The organism is Limnospira indica PCC 8005, from assembly GCF_000973065.1.
In the GTDB taxonomy this organism is placed as follows: Bacteria; Cyanobacteriota; Cyanobacteriia; order Cyanobacteriales; family Microcoleaceae; genus Limnospira; species Limnospira fusiformis.
Map to the genome: position 1 here is coordinate 1,174,151 of NZ_FO818640.1, position 23,615 is coordinate 1,197,765.

Here is a 23,615-nt window from a genome sequence, read left to right on the forward strand (position 1 = left end):
GGAAAATGGTAACAACAGGGACGAGTTGGCTAAAGCCCAACGGTGACAACTTTTTCAAGTATGCCTTCTTTCTGATACCGGGAATGACGGCGATCGCCATTACCATGATGGAATTAGGTATCTTCGGGGCTATTAAACCGGCGATCGCTAATACCTCCCCATTATCCCAGGTTGACCGGACCGCCACCCGCAGTTTGATGGTAGAGGAACTCCAGGGGAGAGTTACCATTAATGGTAGACCAGCCCAATTTGGCGATCGCTTAGGGGTGGGAGACGTGATCACAACCGGAAGACGTGCGATCGCTATTTTACGAGTAGATAGCAATATCGGTGTTTTGGAATTAGCAGAAAACACCACCCTGGAAATTAGAAGCCTATCAGGACAACCAGGACTCGACCCTAACCAAGAAACCGTTGTTTTTATTTCCAAAGGTCGGGTTAGGTCTTCCATCGCCCGTTTTGTTAGCGCCCCATTCCGTAATTCTACCGCTTCTCACCCCCCCCAGGAAATCGCCGCCCTAAACTGGGAAGGAATATTTAGCCAAGACTCCCAAAACTCTGAAGAGTCTGTGGAAACCTCCCCTTTTCGAGTAGAAACCCCTGTAACTGTCGCCGGAGTTAGGGGAACTTCCTTTGGGGTCGATGTTGGACCAGATGGTAAAACGGGTATTAGCACCGTTGAAGGTATTGTGGGCGCTTCCGCAGAGGGACAAGAAACCCAAATTAACAGAGAAAAATCCTCCGTAGTTAACCTTAACCTACCTCCCACTGCTCCTGATCTAACTCCACCTTTGTCTGATTTACAAGTGTTTCAGGTAACGCGACTTAGCCCTAGGAGAGCTAGAATTGTAGGACAAGTTGATCCGATGGATATAGTTTATATTGATAATCGGGCGATCGTCACGGATTCTGAAGGTAAATTCGATTTAATCGCCAACCTCCCCCCGTCTCGTCGCTTCCGCATTGTGGTCAGAGGTCCCGCCGTCCGAGAAAGAGAATATTCTGTGCCTGTTCCCTAAAATCTCGGTTAATATTTAACCCAGATAGACTATAGAGACAGGGTGAGCGCTGATGTGCTAAATACCGCCAGTACAGCCTAATTAACCTACCCTGTCGCTCAACTAAGCGATCGCCGTTTCCGTCAGCTTTTTGCCAACTTTAACTGTCCGGGTTAAACAAATTTCTCCAGAAATTGTGAACTAAATTCAAACAACCCACGTCAATAGAGACAAATCAATTAATTTACACCCGAGGATAATGTAAACTATGTTCCACCAAAAACTCTACCGTTCTGCTACATCTATCTTCCTCACCCTCGGTTTAACTACTGGACTAGCAGCCCCTCTATTGCTGCATCAAACCGTAGCGCGCGCCCAACAATTACCGGGTTCTCTACAACGGGAAAGAATTTCCGCCGGAACAACTATCCCCGTGGAATACCCAGAAGCTGATAGAATCGTTCTCACCCCCACAGAAACGACCGCTCTGACTATGGTAGTCGCCCAAGATATCCGTACTAACCAAGGACGGGTTTGGATACCCGCAGGGGCGGAAATTGTTGGGGAATTGCGACCCGCTTCTGGTGGTTCTCAGTTTGTGGCTAATGAGGTGATTATCAGCAACAATCGCCGATATCGTCTTGATGCTAATTCTAACGTTGTCACCCGCACGGAAACCGTCCGTCGTGGTCCTTCTGCTGGTAATATCCTTAAAGGTGCTGCTGTGGGTGCGGCGGCGGCGGCGGCTTTGGCGGGGGTACTCGGAGATAAAGCGATCGCCACTGAGGAAGTTCTCGGCGGCGCGGGACTAGGGGCTCTGGCGGGAGTCTTCATTGGTCGCGGTCAGGTGGATGTCGTTGTGATTAACCCAGAACAAGATCTGACCCTGACAATGCGATCAGATGTACTTTTCCGCTAAATTCATCCAGAATAGTTAAAAAACCCGGTTTCTGCACCTGGCTCGCCTGCCACCTCGGAAACCGGGTGTCTACTACTATCTGTCGTCTTTAAAGTGTTAAGTTTATAGCCTCAACCAACTCCATCTTAGACAGTAGGAATTAACCTAATTTGAGATTAAATCATGCTCTTCGCTTAAACCAAAGACATCCTATGCCAAATCTTGTATTTTCAAAGCAACCAATTATCTAACTTCATCGTAGTTCACACGCCACAATGATGCTAGTACAAACGCTGTCTTCCCAGACATCTACAATATGCTGGAAAATCCGACCTTGAGGATGTCTGACCAAATCTGACAGGATATTTGTATCAAGGAGGTATTGATAGGTCATTGGGTGGTACTAAAGTGTGATGTCATCAAGGGGAAGTAACCCCTCATCTATATTAGGGAAATCATCCGTAATGTCTGGCAACGTAGTTAGCAAAGAAAGGAGAGAATTAGCAGGAATGGGTTCAATGATTAAGCGATGACCTGCTTTGCGTAACAAAACTTCTGTACCCGATAGGGCAAGTTCATGGGGAATGGTTAGGACTTGATCTTGTCCATTTGTTAGTAAGGAAACATGACGATAGTTTTGCATAAGTGACCTCTTTGTTGTTTCAACTGTCAGAAAATCGGTGAAAATCTATCTCTGTATCTGCTAGTTTGGCAAGAATATCGGGAGACCGGGAGAATGAATTATCCCAGAGCGCGAAGCGATCGCATCTTGCTCATCAGCAGGCAAAGTTTTCAATTAGGCGATCGCACCCTCAAGCAACTCAGTCATTGCCACTTCACCCAGAACTTTGTACTCATTCTATCCATTATCGCCGCTCTCAGGCAGATTGAGCATAGCCCGATCGCGCTCTTGGAAAGCGGGTAGACTTCCCTGAGCCTGCCAATGTTGTCCTCTGCCAAAAATCGAGCCGCGATCGCATCTTGTTGGTCGGGTGGGAGTTGTTGGATTTGGGCGATCGCCTGTTGAAGATGGTTTCCCGTCGGGGTCGGTAAGCGAAGCTATGCCCAACGGGCTTATCGCTACTGCTTCTACCCGGTTACTATGTCCTCCCATGGCTTCCCGTGGTGCGATCGCCATTTCACCCGGTGCGATCGCCGTTGATGCAGATTTGCTAGAATTGAGGAGCTACCATCACCCATCAAATCTCTCAATTATCCCTAACCCTAATCACCTTATCGATCCCGTCTAACGCACCCTAATCCTACTGACTAAATCCGTTTTAGCAATTCATCGTAATCATCGTGTGTGCCAATCCAATACCAGTAAATATCGTCGCCTTCGAGTAAACCTAAAACACGATAATTGAGACTGACACGAGCAGAATAAATCCGTTGCTTCTGACTGACTCGCTTGAACTGAAGGCTCGGATGATAAGGATCTTCTTGCCAAAGGGCGTAAGCTTTATGGGCTTGTTCTTGAACTGATGCAGGCAAATCACCTAGCCGCTGGCGAAATGACTTTGTGACGCTTGATTTCATTTTTGTGTTGGGAATACCTCATCAAGGGCAAGAGTTTCTCCTGCTGCGATTTCCTGCCGTACCATTGCGGCCATCTGATCCCATTGCTCGTCTGTCGTGGTAGCAAAACTGGTTTCCCATTTTTGCTCGTCCTGCAACTCTGCCAACAATCGAGCGGCGATCGCATCTTGTTGGTCGGGTGGGAGTTGTTGGATTTGGGCGATCGCCTGTTGAAGTAGTTTTGTCATTTTTCAGAAGCAGTTAACACCACCAAATCACATCGCTTCTTTATTTTACCCAAGGCTGTGCTTTTTTTGGGGCGGTTTCGCAGCTATTGAGTCTACCTACTTACGAAAATCCAGCACCTCGTTTGAGTGTTGCATCCAAAAGTATGGCTACCCAACCACCAAGATAAGCCGCGACAGATAACCTTTGGATCCCGATCAAGATATCTCAAGCGTCCGCTGCCAAGGGGTTGTTAGCTGGGGTTTTAGGGCAACAACTCAACAAAAAACTGGTGTCAAGTATTGCGGTCATGCCAAATTACTTGGCTGGGAACTCCACCCATACACAGGGTCAATCTCATTAAGGAGGATCTCCTCATCCCGCTCTGAAACATCCTGTTGACCAGACTTACCTAAGCCGGCAACAGAGAGCAAAAAGTTTTGTTGACAAAGATCAGGTTTCTTATCCTGAGACGTTTTATAGCGCAAGTAGTCAAGAAAATTTGCCAACTCTACCAAAACCTCATCAGGCAGAGCATTTACTACCTCAACAAGATCTTGCCGCTCGACTATTGTTTTAGACATGGCTATATTGCTAATGAAACCGCGTTGCTGCCCTATTCTAGCATCTGAGTAAGTAAACGAGGAGCGATCGCATCTTGCTCATCAGCAGGCTTTTCAATTAGGCGATCGCCCCCTCAAGCAACTCAGTCATTGCCACTTCACCCAGAACTTTGTACTCATTCTATCCATTATCGCCGCTCTCAGGCAGATTGAGCATAGCCCGATCGCGCTCTTGGAAAGCGGGTAGACTTCCCTGAGCCTGCCAATGTTGTCCTCTGCCAAAAATCGAGCGGCGATCGCATCTTGTTGGTCGGGTGGGAGTTGTTGGATTTGGGCGATCGCCTGTTGAAGTAGTTTTGTCATTTTTCAGAAGCAGTTAACACCACCAAATCACATCGCTTCTTTATTTTACCCAAGGCTGTGCTTTTTTTGGGGCGGTTTCGCAGCTATTGAGTCTACCTACTTACGAAAATCCAGCACCTCGTTTGAGTGTGGCATCCAAAAGTATGGCTACCCAACCACCAAGATAAGCGGCGACAGATAACCTTTGGATCCCGATCAAGATATCTCAAGCGTCCGCTGCCAAGGGGTTGTTAGCTGGCGTTTTAGGGCAACAACTCAACAAAAAACTGGTGTCAAGTATTGCGGTCATGCCAAATTACTTGGCTGGGAACTCCACCCATACACAGGGTCAATCTCATTAACGAGGATATCCTCATCCCGCTCTGAAACATCCTGTTGACCAGTGTTAGCCTCGATCGCACCCCCTCAATTGGCTTTGGGTTTGCGGGTCGATTTTGCTTTGCGTTTGGGTTGCGTCTGCCGTTGGGCTTGGATGCGTTCTAACAAGACTGCGGCGGGTTCGTCGTTGGGGTCTTGGGGTACGAGTTCGCCCCGAAAGGCTTTGGATAGGGTGGCTTTCTCTAGGCGATCGAGTAGTTTGCTGGCTTTTTGATGTTCCTGCTCGATGATATCTATCACTTTGAACAGCTTTTCAACCCGCCGAACAATTTCTTGCTGCTCATCAATAGGGGGTAAGGTCAAAGCAATATAAACCATCCTTGTTAATCCAAGATCCTGATTTCCTACTCCATGTGTCTGAGCTTGAGATTGCTGATAAGCGTAAGAGGATGATAGAGCATCTCTTAAATACTCAGGAATTACAAAGCGATGTACTATTTTCAACAATGCAATATGCACCCAAATCCCAAATTCTCTATCGGTTTCTACAACTGTTGATATACCAGTCGTTCCACCTTTAGTCAGCAGAACATCACCTACCTCCGGTTTTGCCCGTTGAATAAAAGTTTGATAATCTTCAAGTGAAATATATTTTGCATCAGCAAAGTCAATTCCGCTATATTTAACGTTTCGAGCCGAAATAAAAGGAATACCATTATTAGAATCTACATATTTAGGTGAGAAATGCGGACCATCTGAGACATCCCAAACTATTTGTCCTAATGATATCCATGTCCAAGTTTCGGGTAATTCAAAAAGTTTTTCGATACCTTTTGTTCTACCTTCTAAATCAATTTCAACAGCTTTCTTGTACTTTATCTTTCTCGGATCTTTTCCTCGTAAAATTTGATTCTCTTGCCATATCTTCTGTCTTGCTTGATCTAAATCATGCAGTTTATTATTCATTGATATTGTTGGATTCTCTTCCCGCCAATCTGCTGTGAGATCGCCACGGAAGGCGGCGGCTAGGACGGCTTGTTTGTAGCGCTGAACTAACCCAGACACCCGCCCCAACTCCTCACGGGCACAACGACTACGGGCAAAGAGGCGATCGAGCTTGGCAACAATCCGCCGTTGTTCGTTGAGTGGGGGAAGGGGAACACTAAGTTCTGCTAATTTTTTAGCATTCACATTAGCTAATGCAATTCCCGCTGAAGCCTCAGAAATCTGTTTCCAGTATTCTGGAGACCTCAAAAAATACGCTACATAATATGGTTCTATTTTTTTTAAAGGAACAAAGCGGATGAGATAAGACGCAAATACGGTCAGAAATGGAGCTTGATCAATCAATACACTAAACCCAACCGATCCAGCCCGTGAAATCAGGATGTCATTCTCTTGAATTTGATATTTATCTAGTTCAACGGGAGCTTCTTGACAATAAGGCACAGAATCCCACTCTATTTGACCTTTGGTAATATCTGTAGTGCGTAGATACTTTACATCTCCCTGGCTAGATGCTTTCGTAGTCCAGCCATACTGCCCAGTACCACAAATATTTCCAAATGTAGTTGTATCCCACCCCTTCGGCAATTCACTCACGCTGCTCTCTCCTTTTGTGGCTCATCGCCTTCCATCTTCTCATTATATGCCCCAATTTCTGCCAGAGCATTTCGCAAATGATTAGGGGCGATCGCGCGATTTTGGTTAATCTCGAACTCCATTGGTAATTGTCTCATGGGGTTGTTTCCTTTAGCCGCGATAATGCGATCGCTCTGCCAACATCATCTGGGATCGTCCAGCCGCAATCTTAGCTTGAAATCATCAAAGTTTTCGGGTAGCACCACTGGAATGGTTGCGGCGCTAAACCCAGTAACATCACGAGTAACAATGACATCTACAGGATGGCTAATACCACATACATACTGTACAGCATCCTCAAAATCAGCGAATTGTAGAGCGATCGCTCCTTCTAAAACATCTCGATTCACAGGGGCGATCGTGAGATCGATCAGAATTTGGGCGATCGCGTCTCGAGCAACTCCATCTCCGGCGAACTTCCGAATAATATAATAAATATTAGTGATTGTGGTAGCGGTAATCACTCCTTCAATTTCCCCAGCATCAATCTGCTGAAAAATTCTCGCTGCATTCTCTACAAAAGGTTCCCGCTCTTGTAGAAAGTCAAGCACCACATTGGTATCGATTAAAACTCGCATTATGTGTATTTGTTCGTTAGATAATCAACATAGTCTGTCTGAGGATCAGACTGTTCTAAAACCGATACAGGTTTAGCAATCCCTCGGAGTTTAGACAAGTTTTTGGGACTGAAGTGAGTGGTAGCTCCTGGGTGCTTCTGAATGACTTGCTTTGGTGACTGAATGCTTTTTTTATAGTGCAAGAAATCAGCAAAAGCGATTACCATATTTATCTCTTCAGGAGTTAGTGTTTCTAGCTGCTCTAGCAGTTTATTCGTTTGTTGAATCTTAGTCATCATGGCGATCGCTCCAATGGTTGGTGTATTTGGGGGCAAAGTTGGTGATAGACATAAACCAGTCTCCTGATCAGGAATTTTTGAAAATCGAGTTTTGAGATCGCCCGATATGTCTTTAACATAAAGCACAACTTGTTCTGGAATACGATCCCGTAAAACAGCAGAAACTAAAACGTTTGTATCGATTAAAATTTTCACTCGCCTCTACGATATGCCTCAATTTCAGCCGCAATATCTTCCTCAGTAATCTGGCTTACACCGGGTAATGCTTGGGTTTCTCGAAATAGGTCTCGTAGGCGTTTGCCCAAAGAGCTATGCTTTCTCTGGTGTAGTAAACTGACAAAATCAATGACTAAATCAAGGTCATCTGGGGCTAGAGTTGCGAGTTGTTTGAGTAGGCGATCGGCTAAACGCTCGCGATCGCCCCGCTTAGACATAAATCAAACTCCTCTGTTGTCGTAAACAATGAATAATTGCTTCTTGAGTTGTATTCATAGATAAATCACCTCAGCTTGGGTTTTCATGGATTTTCGGCCTCCCAATCTTCGCAAATATACACATCGTCGGGAGATAATGCCATGAGGTGTTGATAAACGCTCATGCTACGCCGATTAATATAATTGATGCAGGTATTAGTATCCAGCAAATAAGACATTAAAACGACTCCCGCTCGGATGCCTCCTCTTGAACAGCCCTCACAAGTGGCTCACCTTCCCAAGCTCCAAATACACTTAAAAAATCGGGAGACCATTGTCGTTTTGACGATGTTTTTACTAATGGTTTTGCTGGCTGATATACCAAAACAATATCAACCTCCGTATCCTGTAAGTCAGGCAACGAAATATGTAATAATCCATCACTGCCGACATAAGACCTTAATTGAATTGTGTGCATACTCAGATCTGTTTCCATATCATCTTCATTGGGTGTAAATTTATTGATGACGAATAAACGTTTCATCGTCAATGCAGCCGTAAAGTCATCGGCTATCTGCTCCGTTGGTCAACTCCTCCATCATAATCTCAATTTCCCGCAGGGCGTTGCCTAAATGGGTAGCGATCGCCTCCGCAATTTCCTCCGGCTCGGTTAGGTCATCCTCTGGGTCATCGCTGGTATCCCGCAACCAGCTAATGTCTAGGTTATCATTGCGGGCAGCAATCTCCTCACGGGTGAAGCAGCGGAATCGCCCTTCCTCCCCCTGGTCAGTGCGCGGCGCTTTCCCCAACGGGTCATCCCCAAAAGCCGCTTCAAACTCGGCAAAATCCGCCACCGTCAGCAGTCTCGTCTTACCAAAACTGATCATATTTGCCCGCAGGTCATACACCCACACTGCCTTTGTGTTGCCCCTGTCCGTCTTGCCCCGCGTGAAAAACAGCACATTAGTTTTCACCCCCTGAGCATAGAAAATCCCCGTCGGCAAGCGCAAAATGGTATGCAGATCGCACAAATCCATAAGCTGCTGCCTCAGCTTGCGCCCCGTATTATCCTCAAACAACACATTATCCGGCAACACCACCGCCGCCCTGCCCCCTGGTTTCAGAGCGCGGTAAATATGCTCCACAAACGCCAACTGCTTGTTAGAGGTTTCTGCGGTCACCGAAAAATCCGATCGGGTAGGTCGTCCGCCCCCCTTCTTGGTTCCGAAGGGTGGATTGGTCAGAATCACATCAGCCTTGCCCAAACTCTCCCCATCCGGTGACAGGCTATCCCCACACATCACCACGCTTTCAATGCCATGCAACATCAAATTCATCAGGCAAAGACGGTGCGTATCGGGTACTAACTCCAACCCTCGATAAGCCTCATTACGCTGGAAACGCCCCTGCTCCTGGGTCAGGGTGTACAAGTCATCCGTCTGGTTTTTGACATACTGATCCGCCGCCACCAAAAAACCCCCCGTCCCCGCTGCCGGGTCTTGGATCACCTCGCCCGCCTGGGGCTGCACCAGCCTGACAATGCAATCAATCAAGGGGCGCGGTGTGAAGTATTGCCCTGCCCCGGATTTCTTCTCGGCGGCGTTCTTCTCCAACAACCCTTCATAAAGGTTGCCTAAGCCTTCTTCTCGTGCCGAAAACCAGTCCAGCCGATCAATAGCATCCGTGAGCGATTTCAAATTGGTGGGCTTTCTCAGTCTGGTTTGAGCATCGGTAAAAATAGCCAGAATCACGGGGTCAGCAACCTTCTTCTGATTCCCCAAATCAAGCAGAAGCTGGCGATAAAACTCCAACTGCTCCAACCCTTCGCGGCTATCCAATGCGCTCCAGCGATACTCCTGCGGTAAACAATCTTCCCGCCCCGTCTCCGCCAGCATCTTGAGAAATAACAAATAGGTTAATTCGGTGACATATTCGTTATAGGTAATGCCATCATCTCGCAGGATATGACACAAATTCCAAAGTTTCGCGACAATATCACGGGTGACGTTATTGCTACTCATTGACTGATACATTTACGCGACATTTTTCGGGTTGTTCCCGGACAATGCGACGATAGCACTATTACCGGTTAAGGTAACAGAGGCGGTATCCCGCAAAGCTTTTAGAAAGATTCCAAAAGCACCGTTCCAGTCCCGTGGTAGAGTGAACCCACACTCAGGACATCGGAACACTTTTGAGCCACCTAGCTGGGAATGGACATGACCACAGTGAGTACAGGTTTTGCTGGTGTATTCTTCGGTCACATCTACAACTGTTCAGTTATTTCCGCGCTTATGTCTCAGGGTTAGTTTGAATCGATAATGCGCCCATGTCAGCATGGCTCGGGCAGTCTTAGACCTGATTAGACGCTTCACCTTGGCAACCATATTGGAAGTCTCGAAGGTGGGCAAAAAAATCAGGCTGTGTTATGGGATGGCCAGGGATGCGACCCAATCAACCAAGGGGTTGAAGTCCTCACCGGGTAGTTATTTCGCCCATTTCAGCTCTATTTCATACCCGAAGGTCTCGCACCATACTTGGTATTGTACCGTATTGCCGTAAAATGTTAACCTAATTTGAGATTAAATCATGCTCTCCCTCACCCTAAATCCCTCTCCCAAAGAGGGAGAGGGACTTTGATTGGCTCCCCTTCTCCCTGCTTGGCAGAATGAGCTGGGGGATTGGCTCCCCTTCTCCCTGCTTGGCAGAAGGGGCTGGGGGATTGGCTCCCCTTCTCCCTGCTTGGCAGAAGGGGCTGGGGGATTGGCTCCCCTTCTCCCTGCTTGGCAGAAGGGGCTGGGGGATTGGCTCCCCTTCTCCCTGCTTGGCAGAATGAGCTGGGGGATTGGCTCCCCTTCTCCCTGCTTGGCAGAATGAGCTGGGGGATTGGCTCCCCTTCTCCCTGCTTGGCAGAATGAGCTGGGGGATTGGCTCCCCTTCTCCCTGCTTGGCAGAAAATGAGCTGGGGGATTGGCTCCCCTTCTCCCTGCTTGGCAGAAGGGGCTGGGGGATTGGCTCCCCTTCTCCCTGCTTGGCAGAATGAGCTGGGGGATTGGCTCCCCTTCTCCCTGCTTGGCAGAAAATGAGCTGGGGGATTGGCTCCCCTTCTCCCTGCTTGGCAGAAAATGAGCTGGGGGATTGGCTCCCCTTCTCCCTGCTTGGCAGAAGGGGCTGGGGGATTGGCTCCCCTTCTCCCTGCTTGGCAGAATGAGCTGGGGGATTGGCTCCCCTTCTCCCTGCTTGGCAGAATGAGCTGGGGGATTGGCTCCCCTTCTCCCTGCTTGGCAGAATGAGCTGGGGGATTGGCTCCCCTTCTCCCTGCTTGGCAGAAAATGAGCTGGGGGATTGGCTCCCCTTCTCCCTGCTTGGGAGAAGGGGCTGGGGGATGAGGGCAATCAAGCTGTCCTTCGCCATAACTCCTCGTTTATATCTCCTAAAATAGCTTCCAGTTGTCCCTCAAAAATACGGTTGAGGCGATTAAACCCCCCGTCCTTTCGGAAAGGCTCCTGATCCAGGGCAGCGCGATCGACAATAAACTCACGGGCGACCTGTTCCCCAATCCGCTTTAACCATTTGCGCTGCGGGTCTGTCCAGGCTCGTTTTGCCAGGATGCGTTTCATGGCTGCTTTTACCCGCTCATCATAGGGAATCAGCGGATCGCCCAGCGCCGCTTGACGGATAAAGTCAATGATCGAGGCGGCAATATCCTCATTCTTGGCTTCCTGCCACGCTTGGCGCAAATTGGTTTCTGAATAGCCCATCTTATCAAGCTCTAGGCGCAATTCACGAAGCTGGGCGCGGGTTAGCTCCCTTGGCCTTTGCAATACCACGGTCAAAGCTGCCAGTTGGTTGACGTTATCACGCACATAGGCGGTAAAGCTATCGAGAAAATCATCAGGTTTTTGCCCCGATCCATAACCACGGGTCACGGCAACAACCTCATCAGGGTGATGAGAAATCGGCAGCAAGCTCCCCTCACCCCCTTCTGGATTCCAATCCAAAATCCGCCCGATACCGGGGCGATCGCTCACCCAGCCCGCCAACTCGGGCAGCGGGGAAGTCCTGAACCGCTCGAGCGTCTCTTCTGGGGTTTCCCCGATATCGGCCTCATAGCGATCTCTGGCTTGATCCGCCAACCGCCCCAACTTCCGCCGCAGTTTAACCACGATCTGATCCCGGATGACAGCACGGTGATCCGCCTCGGTAACCTGAGCAAACTCATCAAATAACTGCTCAAGGCTGATGGCAGGATTGACCACAACGGGTTTCATCTCGGTCAAAGTCTGTAACTTGGCATATAAATCAACCGCATCAAAAATACGGAACGTTTCTTTATCAATCTCAGGGCATTGGCGGGTTGCCCGTCCCAACATCTGCTCATAAAGAATCCGGCTATTCACCCGCCGCAAAAACACCAGATTGGTAATCTTCGGAACATCAATGCCGGTGGTCAAGAGGTCAACCGTGACCGCGATCTGAGGCATGGCATCATTACGGTAAGAACGGATCAAATCCCCTACCTTGTCCACACTGCCTGTAATCTTGCGAACGGCGGCATCCTCGATCTCGCCGTAATAATCAGCCATTGCCTGCTTCACCTGATCGACCACAATATCCGCATGGGCATCATTCACGGCAAAAATCAAGGTCTTACCGGGCAAGTTCGGATCGATATGTTTGGCTAGTTCCTTGGCAACTGCCTTATTGAAAGGAATCGTGATCACCTTCTTATTGAACTCCTCTACCTCGAAATTGAGATCGTCTGGGGCGTAAATGCGCTGTAGATGCCCGGTGGGAGAGTAGATCGCATCGAGTGCTTCCCCCGCCCGAAACTGAATCCCACTCCGACTCAAGGTAGTGGTAATCTGCACGGGTGGTTCATGGTCAATCAGAAACCCATCGATCACAGCCTCCCGGTAAGCGTAGGTAAACACGGGTTCACCAAAAATCTGCACCGTATGCAGGGCTGGCGTGGCTGTCAATCCGATCTTGACCGCATCAAAATGCTCTAAAACTCGACGATACTTAGAGATATAATCATCCTGACTGCGAAAACTTAGCTCGGCATCGGACATTTCCCGATCCAGCAGATAGCCTCGGTGACATTCATCAATCAACAGCAGATCATATTGGTCAATGGGGGGAACTGTTCGGGGTTCGCTGGCATACAGCACCCGCTTCACTAGCCCCTGAATGGTGCAGATATGCACCTTGGTTTCTGACTCTGGGGTAATATCTTCTAACCCCTGTAACCCGAAAATATCCCCAAAGGCTTTAGCGGTGACAACCTTGGTCGTCCGAAACTCACCGGCTGCCTGACTGCCTAAAGCACTGCGATCGACCACAAAACAAACCCGGCGAAACCTTTTGGCGGTTAAGAGTCGGTAGAGCAGGGCGATCGCCAGTTTTGTCTTACCCGTTCCGGTGGCCATTGCCACCAACATCTCACGGCGATCGGACTCTAGGGCCATTTCCACCGCTGCGATCGCTCGTTGTTGATAAGGACGCAACGGAAAACCAAACCGATAGGGCTGGGTTTTCAGGTGAGCATGGGCAGTTTCACGATCCATCCCTAGCAGCGCTGCCAAGCCTTCCGGGGTGTACCAGCCTACTAAGGCACGGCGGCGATTGGTGGGCTGGCGCACATCCCGAAACCAGATCCCGCTTTCGGTCTCAATCTGTTTGAGATAAGGTCGCCCATTGGTGGCAAACACAAAAGGAACCTGGAACTCACCCCATGCGCCACCCGCGATCGCCGCAAACCCATCACCCGCCTGAAACCCTCTGGCGTATCGCTCCGCCTGATCAATGGCAGCAGAAACATTCTTGCGCCTGCGCTTGGCTTCAATGAAGCCGATACAGCTTGTACCCACAAACAGGGCATAGTCAGCAATACCGTTAGCCGTTGGCCATTCGGCGATCGCCATATTCTTCCCCTTAACGGGTCTTACGCCCTTGTCATGACGCAAGTTTTGGGTATCAGCTAACCAGCCTGCATCCTGCAATTGCTGATCAATAATTGCCCGTGTTTCATCTTCATCGAGATCAATCACGGTCGCCGCCCGATCAGCCAGAGAAATAATAGCGGCGGTCTGTTGGGCGGGTAACTGCTTCGATGCTGCCTGAAGGGTGGCTAACTGAACTTCAAGGGCTGATCTTGCCTGTTCCGACTCGACCGCAAGCTGCTCCCATAATGAACGGTTTTCAGCTTCCTGACGGGCTTTCTCCTCGGCACTCAGCACCGCCCTAGCCTGTTCTTCGGCTGCCAGCCTTGCCCTTTCTGCCTCGCTGCGGGTCTCTTCAAGGGCAATCCGCAAGCGTTCAAGTTCGGCTGCCAGTTCGGCTGTTACATCTGTTGGGTTCGGCGGCGGCACAAAAGCACCCGCCCTAAAGCTGGTATTGCCACTGAATGTTCGATGAAACCAGATAGCCAGTTGTCTGGCCATCTTTAACATGGTCAGGGCTGACCTATGATCGCCAATATATTCATGGGTTGCCCTATTGCCTGCAATTCTGATCTGATGGAACAGATCAGCGACTTCGGGCGAGATCACCCGTTGAAACTTCAACCGTTTCAATAAATCTGCCTGGGCTTCCTCGGTAGAAACAAACTGACCTGTTTTGGCGGCGGTCAATTGTGCCAGCACTTCAGCAAACTGCCGTAACTTAATCAGGCAAGTACCGGGGTCATCTCGGAAATAGCGTTCAGCTAAAGCCCCAAGACGTACTAACTGAAGGTCATGCGATCGCAAAAATTCAAAATTGGCTGATTCCCCTGACATACTTTATTTTAATGTGAGATTATGAAAGCAAACAATAATACTACAGCCATGGTCAAGATGATTAGGACGTAATATACACTAACGACTAGCCAGGTGAGCAATGCCCACCCTACAGATCCTCAAGATTGGCAATGTCTTAATCGCTTTGGCGACTGCGATATCTCTGTATCTGCCAGTTTGGCAAGAATATCGGGAGACCGGGAGCATGAGTTATCCCAGAGCGCGAAGCGATCGCATTCTGCTCACTTTCAGGTAAGGCTGGTAACAAAGGCGATCGCACGATCCAGCAACTCAGTCATTGCCACTCTACCCAGAACTTTGTACCCATTCTATCGATGATCACGGCTCTCAGGTAGATTGAGCATAGTGCGATCGCGCTGTTGGAAAGCCGGTATACTTCCCTGATTCTGCCAATGTTGTTAAAAAGTAGGCATTGTCTCGAAAAACATCACATCCCCACCTTAATAAGATTTAACGACCTCGAGCTCACCCGCACGCGCGGGTGCGGTGCCAGCACCACCGCCAGTCAACTAGCTTCAAGGCGCGGCTCTCCGCCGCCACCACGCGCGCAGCGCGTGTCGGGTGCAGCGAGTTGTTAGACGCTATCTCTTAAGAACATATTGCTATATTCCTCAAAGGCGATTTTGGCCTCCGTCAAGTGAAAATCTTGCAAGGAACGGGGTTGATTCCCCTTTTTATCACGCTTATGATCGTCAAGGTAAGCCTGCATAGCCGCCTTCGCCTCTGCGGTTGGTTTTTCATCAAAACACATCTCGTAGATTCGCCCGATACACTCAACCATATTCGGTGCCAACTCCGAGAACAAGAAATCGATACGGTGGTCTTCATCCGGCGGATTTGCCTTAGTGTAATCAACAATCCCGCTCAAGAAAAAGTTAGTCTTTTCCAAAGCATACTGTCCCCACTCTGCTGAAGTGGTTCCCGGTGCGCCGGGTTCAACAAAGATACATGTAAAAACCACGAACAACTTTGCCATACTGGGTAAAATCTCACGGGGAGGGCGATGGGTAAAAATGAAGCGGGCATCCGGAAATTGCTGCCGGAGTTGCGGCAGGAAGGCCGTGTGGTTAGGGTCTTTCATCAGCCACGTCTTGTCGCTATCGGGCTCCAAAGTTTGATGAATGCGCATAACCATATCGAGCCAAGCATAACGATAGGCAGCCAGTTCAGCACTTTCAAGAGGCATTCCACGGGCCCGCTGCTCTGGATAAAGAAGCATTAGCGTATCTTGGTAGCCAAAGCCAAGTCCAGAATCATAGATACCCAAGTCTTCATCCACTTGGTTAGGTTTCATCGCATGCATTGTCTCCAAGCACTCATACCAACCCGGATAAATTCGTTTAAGTGGCTCGATAAAATTCTTTTGCACTTTCTCGGCCAACTGATCACGGCGCGCGCGGTCTGAACGGGGGATAGGCGGCAAGGGCATAATCATATCCGCCAAGTCGAAGGCTCGCCAACGCGAAGTATCTGTAGCCAGCGTGCGGTGGAGAATGGTAGTAGCCGTACGCGGCATAGACACGATGAAGACGGGTTGACGCACAACTTCATTATGCGCTTCTGCACCTAATTTGAGTAAACCCGCATGATTAGAAAGATAGTGCAATGCTCCGGCGTAGTTGGATACTTTGGCAAGCGCGTTGAGGGTGACAGAGGCGCGCATATCATCCGCGTAGTTTGCCAATCGCGACCGCATAGCTTGACGTGCGGCGGCATCACATAGAATAGCAGGGACACGTCCACTGGCTTCGGCCTCTTCCATTTGCCGAACAGACTTCTTCAAAGCTGATGCGATGGCTGTTTTCTCTAAGAGCGTGATCAAAAGTGAAGCGCCGCGTTTATCAATGATGATATTAAAAAGACGGGCAAATAACGACGGTTTCGGCAAGAGATGGATGTGCCAATCGCGTTGGTTCATTTCCACAAAAGCGCAATCCGCAGCCCTCAATTTGAGATATAAATAACATAACAGAAGTAATGATACAACAGCGATACCTAAAGCCATAATTCCCCCGATCTTCTAAGATTATCTGGCCCAAACTTAATCAGCATACTTTTGCAAATAACGAAGCGTCTAACCGTTGAGATGAGCCGCCGCAGATAACCTCGGTTTCCCACAGATAATCTTGATACGGTCGGCTCCATCGATTTGTTAGCCCGATCTCAGAGGATGTAGATTCAAGTTGAGCGGTGTACTTTAGTCTACGTAGTGAGGCTTTAAGTGTGCTTGTCTAATAACCTTTGAAACAAACTGTCAGATGCCCAAAAAGATGTAGCTTGAAGGCTTTGAACGGCAAGAGGTAGGTCGATGAGCTTTAGGGTTGCTGCCTGATCCAAAATTCCGAGGATACCTGTAATGCTCAAACCTCTGTCTATCGCAGTGCGTCGCGCTTTCATGTCATCTAGCAAAAGTAAGTTAGCTTTCAGTTCTTGGGCTAGAAGGATAGCTGCACGTTCTCCAGGATCAAGCAAATTAATGATTGTATCCGAAGCTTGGCTGACAGGTTGAGGTTGAATTTTGAGCCAATTGGGTGGAGTTGTTATCCAAGTTCGGACAAGGTTTGGAGCTTCCGTATCAGATAGTTCGCTATAAACTGCTTGGGGAATGATGACCTGCCGGAACAATTCAGGTAGTAAGTCGATCTGCCCAATCAGAATCAGGTAGTTGATTGGGGAGGTATTGGAAACAATAATCATTCCGTAGCCAACAGATTGCGAATCGCTTGGACATCCTGCTCTAAATCGTCTTCAGTATAGGGCAAATAAGCTTTCTCACGCTTAAGAAATTTGTAGGTTTCCCAACGAGAGGAAAAGTTAAGTATTTGTCGCACTTCGGCGGCTCCAATACGACCTTGACGATAGTGATCGGCAGCGATAAGTTCTAGAACTCGGCGGGAAACATTGACGGGTTGTAATTGATTGGCTATGTCGTCGGGAAGTTCAATCGTAATCTGCATGATAATTTTCTCCTTATGACCACTCATCAGTGCCTCAACCGCCCAAACTTCTTGATCGCGTGCGCCAAGCCATCCGCTTTAGGCATCTCAGTCGCAAAACCGAGAAGTTCCATACTCTACTATATCCGAGACTTCATCTTGTTTCAACAAAAACGCCACCCCAGAGAGATGGGAGTACCAGAACTCCGCGCCTCTTACTACCTCGCGGTCGATAAAAAAATGGCTGCCTCCACCCAAAACGTTGCCCTCAGTGCCTTGCTCTTTCTCTACCGCCAAGTTCTTGACCCTCCCTTGCCAGACCTTGATGTCCTTGAGCGGCCCCAGTGCCCCAAGCGGTTGCCCACTGTGTTCTCGCGCCCGGAAGTGCTGGCAATCCTGGCTAAGGTTGGGGATGACCCAGAGGCCTTGGTCATCCGCCTACTCTACGGGACTGGGATGCGGTTGACTGAATGCCTACGACTGCGAGTTAAGGACGTGGACTTTGACCATGGCCAAATCCTCATCCGTAACAGCAAAGGCAAAAAGGATCGCATCACCATGTTGCCCCGATCGCTCATTCTCCCCCTTCAACAACAAATTACCCGCACCAAACTCGCCCACGATCGCGAACTCCTCGACGGGTACGGCGAAGTTGAGCTACCCGATGCCCTCGCCCGCAAATATCCCAATGCCCAACGAGAATGGGGCTGGCAGTATGTATTTCCAGCCGCTCATCGTTCTCGTGACCCCCGTTCCGGAGCCGTTCGCCGTCATCATCTCTCTGAAGATCGCATTCAACGCAGGATGAAGCCAGCCAAACAACAAGCCAGTATCACCAAACACGGGAGTTGCCACACCCTCCGCCATAGCTTTGCCACCCACTTGCTTGAGGATGGCTATGACATTCGCACAGTGCAAGAACTGTTAGGCCACAAAGATGTGAAAACCACCAGGATTTACACCCACGTTCTTAATCGCGGTGGCTGAGGGGTTCGCAGTCCTTTGGATGAACTGGGTGAGTGAGCGTTCAGAAACAGACTTAAACCCACATTCCGGAGGTTGACAAAATCCACCACCCAACTGTTGATTAAACACAAAGGTCGGTGGGCACACCCCACACCTTACTCCGTTGCATTGGCCAACTGCTCCAGCCGCTCCTGCTGATCCTGAGAAATACAAGCCTCCATCACCTGATCAATATCCCCATCGAGGATATTTGCCAGCGTGAAATTTTGCCCCAAACGGTGATCCGTGATCCGGTTGTCCTTGTAATTGTAGGTGCGGATCTTCTCCGATCGCGCCCCCGTCCCCACCTGCGATCGCCGCAACGAAGTCACCTTCTCCTGCCGCTCTTGGAGTTTAATATCGTAGAGCTTCGCCCGCAGGATCTGTATTGCCCGCTCAAGCAACTCAGTCATTGCTACAAAAACAGCACATCCCCACCTTGATAGAATTTAACGGTGAAGTTAGCCCGCGCCTAGCGGTTATACGGTTGCTCTATTTTTAGTCCTGGAATGACTCGATAATGCTTAGTATTGAAGGTGCAAAGGGTAAAGCCCTGACCTACAGCACAGGCAGCTATCAAAGCATCAATTAATCCCACTTTATGTGATAAATGGTAAGCCGTGAAATCTGAGAGCGCACGCGCACAGTCAATTTCAGTAGGCCAGACTACAGGTAGTGGTGCAACAAGTTGCAAGGCTTTACGAACTTGTTGCTTATTTTGTGCGTCCTGAATCAACTCCATAACAACGAAGCCAGGGATACTGGGCAGTTCTTGGAGAGAGACAAACCAACTTAAAGCAGGTGTAAAGCCTCTTTGAATGTCAATAAAAATATCGGTATCAAGTAAATACATGGAGCCACCTAGAATCACTCACGGGTTTCAGCTTCACGACGTAATCTGCGAGCATATTCTTGACTATCGGTAATATCAGGACGAGAGTTGATAATTCCGCTATTTTCCCAGTAAGTAACAAGTTCTGCACCTGTTTTTGGCGGATTTTGAAGAAACGGGCGAAACGATAGGACACGCAAAATATACTCTGTGATAGGTAGCTTTAACTGGGATGCCTCAAGAGACAGTTCATCTTCTAATTCTGCTGGCAGATCTAGTGTGACAATCATTTTAATCCTCTATTTTTTAGTAAGCAAGGGGGTAAAATCAAGCTGGTTATCAGCATACTGTTCCAAAATTTCATGCACCCGTACTAAGTCCTCTGGAATGAGAGGCTCAACTTGAACCGTATTAGGTGTCATGTTGGATACAAAACGACGCATCGCTTGATGACCCAATCTTGATGCAAATCGCACGCTCCAGCAACTCAGTCATTGCCACTCTACCCAGAACTTTATCCCCATTCTATCGATGATCGCGGCTCTCAGGTAGATTGAGCATAGTGCGATCGCGCTCTTGGAAAGGGGGTAGACCTCCCTGATCCTACCAATGTTGTTAAAAAGTAGGCATTGTCTCGAAAAACATCACATTCCCACCTTGATAAAATTTAACGGTGAAGTTGTGCGGCGGCAGATAATATCGGACTCCCATCGATAACCTCTGTTCCGTCCGCACCAACGCAGTGTTAGCTAGTCAAGAGGTTATATAGGAGTAAAAAGGGTGTTCACCGACAACTTCGACTCTAAGGCTTTAACAATTTGCTCAAGTTCAATATTCGCCTCTGCTTGAAGACCAAGGCATCTAGCAATACCCTCCACATCTGTACTTAAACGACAACCCAACGCTAACCTGAAAGAATGGTCTGGTTGCTCCGTCATCTGATATGCATGAATATGCATAGAATCTCCTAATTGAGCTTGATGACTAACATGTGAAAAGCTAAATTCACGCTGTATATAATCTAGAAAACAATCTTGAATTACAAGAACAAGCTTTTTATTGATGTGCTCAAAAGTCTCAATCTTATGATGTAGCTGTATAAGGATTGTTTTTGCTGTCATTTTCCAGTTCATACCGAAGGTCTTTTTAGATTGACTTTGGTTATCTTCTGTAGGAACTCCAAGTTCTTCAAGTAACCGTTGGCGTTCCGGCCAAACAGTGCCAGTTGTATCCAGTGTTTGGAGTTCAATGCCAACGAAATCCTTCACCTTATTATTTAAGGCAGATACGAGAAAATAATCTACATTGCCTCCTGGAATTGAAATTTCTGAAACAACATGCAATTCATTTCCAGGTTCATGGTTGGTGAGCAAGTGTAAGCAGTCTATAAAGATCTGTTTTCTCTCTAGTAACCTATGAGGACAAATAATGACCGGAATAGAATTTTTGCCATAGACTACTGAGCAGGTGCCTATAGATATATCAGGTTGGCTTTTGCGGACTTTTATACAACGTCTTTTTAAATATGGACAATGTTGCCCTTGAATAAGACTGGCCAAATCTATATGTTCGGGTTGATTTCTTGAATATCCAAAAATCTCAATTATTTTGCTCATAAAATTGTTTCGCTTCTTTCTTTCGCTATCTCTAAGTACTGAGGGGAAAGATCTATCCCGCAGGACTTTCTGCCAAGTAGCTGGGCTACAAGCATCGTAGTTCCAGTACCACAAAAAGGATCTAGAATAATCCCGTTAGGTGGACACGTGGAAGATATTGGGATTTTACAAAGATCGACGGGATAGGGCGCAAAGTGAAGTTCTCGTTTTTGAGTATCTTCTGGAAGAATTTCCCAAACATCACTTGGTTTAGATCCTTTAGGATGATATTTCAGAAAGTAAAATCCTTTTTCCTTGAGTTCTTTGGCTCGACCAGAAACTTTCTCAGAATCAGAATGTGTGGTTCTTTGTTGTCCTCGAATAATCATCCTGAAATCAGAAATGATGCCATCAGAAACTTGACGGAGAATTTCTTCCAATGCCTGATAAGCATTGTGTTTTTCATTTTCAGATAGGTCAGTGGATAGCTCGATTTTTCGTTTATAGCGAACCCCAGTGACACCCGTCGCAGAAACAACAGAACCATTCACTACTTTCGTCTTTCTGGGTGAAGAACGAATAGAATCTATATCGTAGTAATATCTTGATGACTTCACGAAGTGAAACACATTTTCATGTATATTTCTCAATCTATCCTTTGAATTGTCTGGTCCTCCTTTTACTTTGTTCCAAATAACGCTATTCCTTAGAATCCAGCCTTGATTATCTGTCAAGTTCAAGGCAATACGCCACGGTAAGCCGAGTAAGTTTTTGTTGTAGTAAGAATCACCAATATTGAGCCAAAAAGAGCCTGTTTTCTTCAGAACTCTATGAACCTCAGAGAAAACTAAGCATAAGTTATCTATATAAGTATTGAAATCCGGCTCTAATCCGATTCCGCCTGCGTCATATTCTCTTTTTCCCCAATAGGGTGGACTAGTCATACAACAATCGAAAGAATCACTGGGTAGCTCTTTCATAACTTCAAGAACATCTCCCAACATAAGCAAAGGGGCGATGCTTTCATTGACTTGATAATTTTCAAATTTCTTTTGAAAGTCTTGATTGGCTATGACACAATCACCAAATAGTGGTAATCGAAGGTTCTCTGGTGGTTGTGATGGAGCATCATCCTCTATTCGCATTTTTGAGCCTTGAACTTTCAAGCAGTACTGGTGTTTCTACAGGTCTTTAAACCTTTAGGGGATTATACAGTAGATAGAGCTAATGTATTAGTCTAGGGCAGCATCAAAGTCAAGCTACACTCAACCCCAAAGTTGCAACCACTCAGCAACAGCACTTGTAGTCCCATCTACGGGGCATTCATAAATCAGGGGGAGGGGGTTTACCCTTCGCTACCGGTCTAGCTAACGGCGGAGTTGAGCCGCGAACGACGCTTAGCCAGCGTCGTCGGGCTAACGGTGTTTGTCGGCTCCAACGAAGTGTTGTGGTGACTGCGCTTCTTAGATGGTAGCATAGTATGTCAAGTCCCGTACTACGCAGGCAGTACAACTATTTATTAGACCGCAATTACAGGATAACTCACCCCTGGAGGATGTTGTCAAGCACTGGCGGTCTAACTCCGATATTATGGTTATTATCGCGCACGTGCGGTCTAACACCCCTTTTCGTCGTCTTTTAGCGCAAGTCCTGTCATGGAAGTGCCTCAACCGTCCCAACTTCTCGATCGCCTGCGCCAAGCCATCCGCTTCCGGCATCTCAGCCGCAAAACCGAGAAGTCCTATCTCTATTACATCCAAGACTTCATCCTCTTTCACCAAAAACGCCACCCCAGAGAGATGGGAGCGCCAGAAGTCCGCGCCTACCTATCTCACCTCGCGGTCGCTAAAAAAATGGCTGCCTCCACCCAAAACGTTGCCCTCAGTGCCTTGCTCTTTCTCTACCGCCAAGTTCTTGACCCTCCCTTGCCAGACCTTGATGTCCTTGAGCGGCCCCAGTGCCCCAAGCGGTTGCCCACTGTGTTCTCGCGCCCGGAAGTGCTGGCAATCCTGGCTAAGGTTGGGGATGACCCAGAGGCCTTGGTCATCCGCCTACTCTACGGGACTGGGATGCGGTTGACTGAATGCCTACGACTGCGAGTTAAGGACGTGGACTTTGACCATGGCCAAATCCTCATCCGTAACAGCAAAGGCAAAAAGGATCGCATCACCATGTTGCCCCGATCGCTCATTCTCCCCCTTCAACAACAAATTACCCGCACCAAACTCGCCCACGATCGCGAACTCCTCGACGGGTACGGCGAAGTTGAGCTACCCGATGCCCTCGCCCGCAAATATCCCAATGCCCAACGAGAATGGGGCTGGCAGTATGTATTTCCAGCCGCTCATCGTTCTCGTGACCCCCGTTCCGGAGCCGTTCGCCGTCATCATCTCTCTGAAGATCGCATTCAACGCAGGATGAAGCCAGCCAAACAACAAGCCAGTATCACCAAACACGGGAGTTGCCACACCCTCCGCCATAGCTTTGCCACCCACTTGCTTGAGGATGGCTATGACATTCGCACAGTGCAAGAACTGTTAGGCCACAAAGATGTGAAAACCACCAGGATTTACACCCACGTTCTTAATCGCGGTGGCCGAGGGGTTCGCAGTCCTTTGGATGAACTGGGTGAGTGAGCGTTCAGAAACAGA

General features: G+C 48.2%; 29 protein-coding genes and 2 pseudogenes. 7 read left to right on the forward strand and 24 right to left on the reverse strand.

What is annotated here, in order from left to right; all coding sequences use genetic code 11:
• Positions 1-5 precede the first annotated feature (5 nt).
• Positions 6-1,019, forward strand: coding sequence for a FecR family protein (locus XZ46_RS05065; protein WP_008057489.1), 1,014 nt, complete (start codon positions 6-8; stop codon positions 1,017-1,019).
• A 247-nt stretch (positions 1,020-1,266) separates the two neighbouring features.
• On the forward strand, positions 1,267-1,917 hold the full coding sequence (locus tag XZ46_RS05070) for a hypothetical protein (RefSeq protein WP_006621217.1): 651 nt from the start codon (positions 1,267-1,269) through the stop codon (positions 1,915-1,917).
• Between the two features lie 232 nt (positions 1,918-2,149).
• On the opposite strand, the gene XZ46_RS28250 is transcribed toward XZ46_RS05070, so the two are convergent.
• Both XZ46_RS28250 and XZ46_RS05075 read right to left on the reverse strand, forming a co-directional pair.
• On the reverse strand, positions 2,150-2,290 hold the full coding sequence (locus XZ46_RS28250) for a PIN domain-containing protein (protein ID WP_006669848.1): 141 nt from the start codon (positions 2,288-2,290) through the stop codon (positions 2,150-2,152).
• Positions 2,291-2,299: 9 nt separating this feature from the next.
• The gene (locus XZ46_RS05075; protein ID WP_008057486.1) at positions 2,300-2,539 is read right to left on the reverse strand and encodes an antitoxin; all 240 of its coding nucleotides are present in this window, start codon (positions 2,537-2,539) and stop codon (positions 2,300-2,302) included.
• Between the two features lie 93 nt (positions 2,540-2,632).
• On the opposite strand from XZ46_RS05075, the gene XZ46_RS28255 reads away from it, so the two are divergent.
• A complete protein-coding gene (locus XZ46_RS28255) occupies positions 2,633-2,821 on the forward strand; it encodes a hypothetical protein (protein ID WP_008057485.1) in 189 nt (62 codons plus the stop codon).
• A 67-nt stretch (positions 2,822-2,888) separates the two neighbouring features.
• Positions 2,889-3,146, forward strand: coding sequence for a hypothetical protein (locus tag XZ46_RS28260; RefSeq protein ID WP_157234590.1), 258 nt, complete (start codon positions 2,889-2,891; stop codon positions 3,144-3,146).
• 19 nt (positions 3,147-3,165) lie between these two features.
• On the opposite strand, the gene XZ46_RS05085 is transcribed toward XZ46_RS28260, so the two are convergent.
• The 14 genes and pseudogenes from XZ46_RS05085 to hsdR all read right to left on the reverse strand — a co-directional run bounded on the left by XZ46_RS05085 (position 3,166) and on the right by hsdR (position 14,575).
• Positions 3,166-3,390, reverse strand: coding sequence for a ParE family toxin-like protein (locus tag XZ46_RS05085; protein WP_228116490.1), 225 nt, complete (start codon positions 3,388-3,390; stop codon positions 3,166-3,168).
• Positions 3,391-3,431: 41 nt separating this feature from the next.
• A complete protein-coding gene (locus XZ46_RS05090; protein WP_006621212.1) occupies positions 3,432-3,662 on the reverse strand; it encodes a hypothetical protein in 231 nt (76 codons plus the stop codon).
• A gap of 285 nt (positions 3,663-3,947) precedes the next feature.
• Positions 3,948-4,223, reverse strand: a complete 276-nt coding sequence (locus tag XZ46_RS05095) for a hypothetical protein (protein WP_008057480.1) — start codon at positions 4,221-4,223, stop codon at positions 3,948-3,950.
• A gap of 126 nt (positions 4,224-4,349) precedes the next feature.
• Positions 4,350-4,565 (reverse strand): hypothetical protein, encoded by a 216-nt coding sequence (locus tag XZ46_RS05100; RefSeq protein WP_006621210.1) that lies wholly within the window; start codon positions 4,563-4,565, stop codon positions 4,350-4,352.
• 405 nt (positions 4,566-4,970) lie between these two features.
• The gene (locus XZ46_RS05105) at positions 4,971-6,485 is read right to left on the reverse strand and encodes a restriction endonuclease subunit S (RefSeq protein ID WP_008057514.1); all 1,515 of its coding nucleotides are present in this window, start codon (positions 6,483-6,485) and stop codon (positions 4,971-4,973) included.
• Complete coding sequence (locus tag XZ46_RS35215) at positions 6,482-6,622, reverse strand: hypothetical protein (protein ID WP_008057513.1); 141 nt, start codon at positions 6,620-6,622, stop codon at positions 6,482-6,484. Before XZ46_RS35215 ends, XZ46_RS05105 begins: the two co-directional genes overlap by 4 nt.
• 45 nt (positions 6,623-6,667) lie before the next feature.
• Positions 6,668-7,102: a type II toxin-antitoxin system VapC family toxin gene (locus tag XZ46_RS05110; protein ID WP_006621206.1), complete on the reverse strand. Its 435-nt coding sequence runs from the start codon at positions 7,100-7,102 to the stop codon at positions 6,668-6,670.
• Positions 7,102-7,575 carry a hypothetical protein gene (locus XZ46_RS05115; RefSeq protein ID WP_006621205.1) on the reverse strand — a complete coding sequence of 158 codons (474 nt, stop codon included), beginning with the start codon at positions 7,573-7,575 and terminating at the stop codon, positions 7,102-7,104. The genes XZ46_RS05110 and XZ46_RS05115 overlap by 1 nt, the downstream gene beginning before the upstream one ends.
• Entirely contained in the window at positions 7,572-7,814 is a 243-nt protein-coding gene (locus XZ46_RS05120) for a hypothetical protein (protein WP_008057512.1), read from the reverse strand. Before XZ46_RS05120 ends, XZ46_RS05115 begins: the two co-directional genes overlap by 4 nt.
• Before the next feature lie 83 nt (positions 7,815-7,897).
• Positions 7,898-8,032, reverse strand: a complete 135-nt coding sequence (locus XZ46_RS37475) for a PIN domain-containing protein (RefSeq protein ID WP_006669842.1) — start codon at positions 8,030-8,032, stop codon at positions 7,898-7,900.
• On the reverse strand, positions 8,032-8,337 hold the full coding sequence (locus XZ46_RS05125; protein WP_048894940.1) for a hypothetical protein: 306 nt from the start codon (positions 8,335-8,337) through the stop codon (positions 8,032-8,034). The genes XZ46_RS37475 and XZ46_RS05125 overlap by 1 nt, the downstream gene beginning before the upstream one ends.
• Before the next feature lie 19 nt (positions 8,338-8,356).
• A complete protein-coding gene (locus tag XZ46_RS05130) occupies positions 8,357-9,826 on the reverse strand; it encodes a class I SAM-dependent DNA methyltransferase (RefSeq protein ID WP_198449143.1) in 1,470 nt (489 codons plus the stop codon).
• Positions 9,827-10,219, reverse strand: a pseudogene (locus XZ46_RS28265) (zinc ribbon domain-containing protein); the annotation flags it as partial. It abuts the gene before it with no gap.
• A gap of 969 nt (positions 10,220-11,188) precedes the next feature.
• Positions 11,189-14,575, reverse strand: a complete 3,387-nt coding sequence (hsdR, locus tag XZ46_RS05140; protein ID WP_008057521.1) for a type I restriction-modification system endonuclease — start codon at positions 14,573-14,575, stop codon at positions 11,189-11,191.
• 100 nt (positions 14,576-14,675) lie between these two features.
• On the opposite strand from hsdR, the gene XZ46_RS35220 reads away from it, so the two are divergent.
• On the forward strand, positions 14,676-14,831 hold the full coding sequence (locus tag XZ46_RS35220; RefSeq protein WP_006669838.1) for a hypothetical protein: 156 nt from the start codon (positions 14,676-14,678) through the stop codon (positions 14,829-14,831).
• Between the two features lie 339 nt (positions 14,832-15,170).
• On the opposite strand, the gene XZ46_RS05145 is transcribed toward XZ46_RS35220, so the two are convergent.
• From XZ46_RS05145 to XZ46_RS05155, 3 genes are all read right to left on the reverse strand, one after another.
• Positions 15,171-16,601, reverse strand: a complete 1,431-nt coding sequence (locus tag XZ46_RS05145) for a sulfotransferase (RefSeq protein ID WP_008057520.1) — start codon at positions 16,599-16,601, stop codon at positions 15,171-15,173.
• A gap of 212 nt (positions 16,602-16,813) precedes the next feature.
• The gene (locus XZ46_RS05150) at positions 16,814-17,293 is read right to left on the reverse strand and encodes a PIN domain-containing protein (protein ID WP_006621195.1); all 480 of its coding nucleotides are present in this window, start codon (positions 17,291-17,293) and stop codon (positions 16,814-16,816) included.
• Positions 17,290-17,553 carry a UPF0175 family protein gene (locus XZ46_RS05155; protein ID WP_008057519.1) on the reverse strand — a complete coding sequence of 88 codons (264 nt, stop codon included), beginning with the start codon at positions 17,551-17,553 and terminating at the stop codon, positions 17,290-17,292. The genes XZ46_RS05150 and XZ46_RS05155 overlap by 4 nt, the downstream gene beginning before the upstream one ends.
• 138 nt (positions 17,554-17,691) lie before the next feature.
• On the opposite strand from XZ46_RS05155, the gene XZ46_RS05160 reads away from it, so the two are divergent.
• Positions 17,692-18,519, forward strand: coding sequence for an integron integrase (locus XZ46_RS05160; RefSeq protein WP_438829472.1), 828 nt, complete (start codon positions 17,692-17,694; stop codon positions 18,517-18,519).
• Positions 18,520-18,653: 134 nt separating this feature from the next.
• On the opposite strand, the pseudogene XZ46_RS05165 reads toward XZ46_RS05160, so the two are convergent.
• The 5 genes and pseudogenes from XZ46_RS05165 to XZ46_RS05185 form a co-directional block, all read right to left on the reverse strand.
• A pseudogene (locus XZ46_RS05165) lies at positions 18,654-18,935 on the reverse strand (peptide chain release factor-like protein); the annotation flags it as partial.
• Between the two features lie 74 nt (positions 18,936-19,009).
• Entirely contained in the window at positions 19,010-19,390 is a 381-nt protein-coding gene (locus XZ46_RS05170) for a PIN domain-containing protein (RefSeq protein ID WP_006669832.1), read from the reverse strand.
• A gap of 14 nt (positions 19,391-19,404) precedes the next feature.
• The gene (locus tag XZ46_RS05175) at positions 19,405-19,659 is read right to left on the reverse strand and encodes a hypothetical protein (RefSeq protein WP_006621177.1); all 255 of its coding nucleotides are present in this window, start codon (positions 19,657-19,659) and stop codon (positions 19,405-19,407) included.
• Between the two features lie 471 nt (positions 19,660-20,130).
• Positions 20,131-20,985: a NotI family restriction endonuclease gene (locus tag XZ46_RS05180; RefSeq protein ID WP_006621190.1), complete on the reverse strand. Its 855-nt coding sequence runs from the start codon at positions 20,983-20,985 to the stop codon at positions 20,131-20,133.
• Complete coding sequence (locus tag XZ46_RS05185) at positions 20,982-22,109, reverse strand: DNA-methyltransferase (RefSeq protein WP_008057537.1); 1,128 nt, start codon at positions 22,107-22,109, stop codon at positions 20,982-20,984. Before XZ46_RS05185 ends, XZ46_RS05180 begins: the two co-directional genes overlap by 4 nt.
• A gap of 510 nt (positions 22,110-22,619) precedes the next feature.
• Here XZ46_RS05185 and XZ46_RS05190 point away from each other — a divergent pair.
• A complete protein-coding gene (locus XZ46_RS05190; RefSeq protein WP_006621188.1) occupies positions 22,620-23,600 on the forward strand; it encodes an integron integrase in 981 nt (326 codons plus the stop codon).
• Positions 23,601-23,615 lie beyond the last annotated feature (15 nt).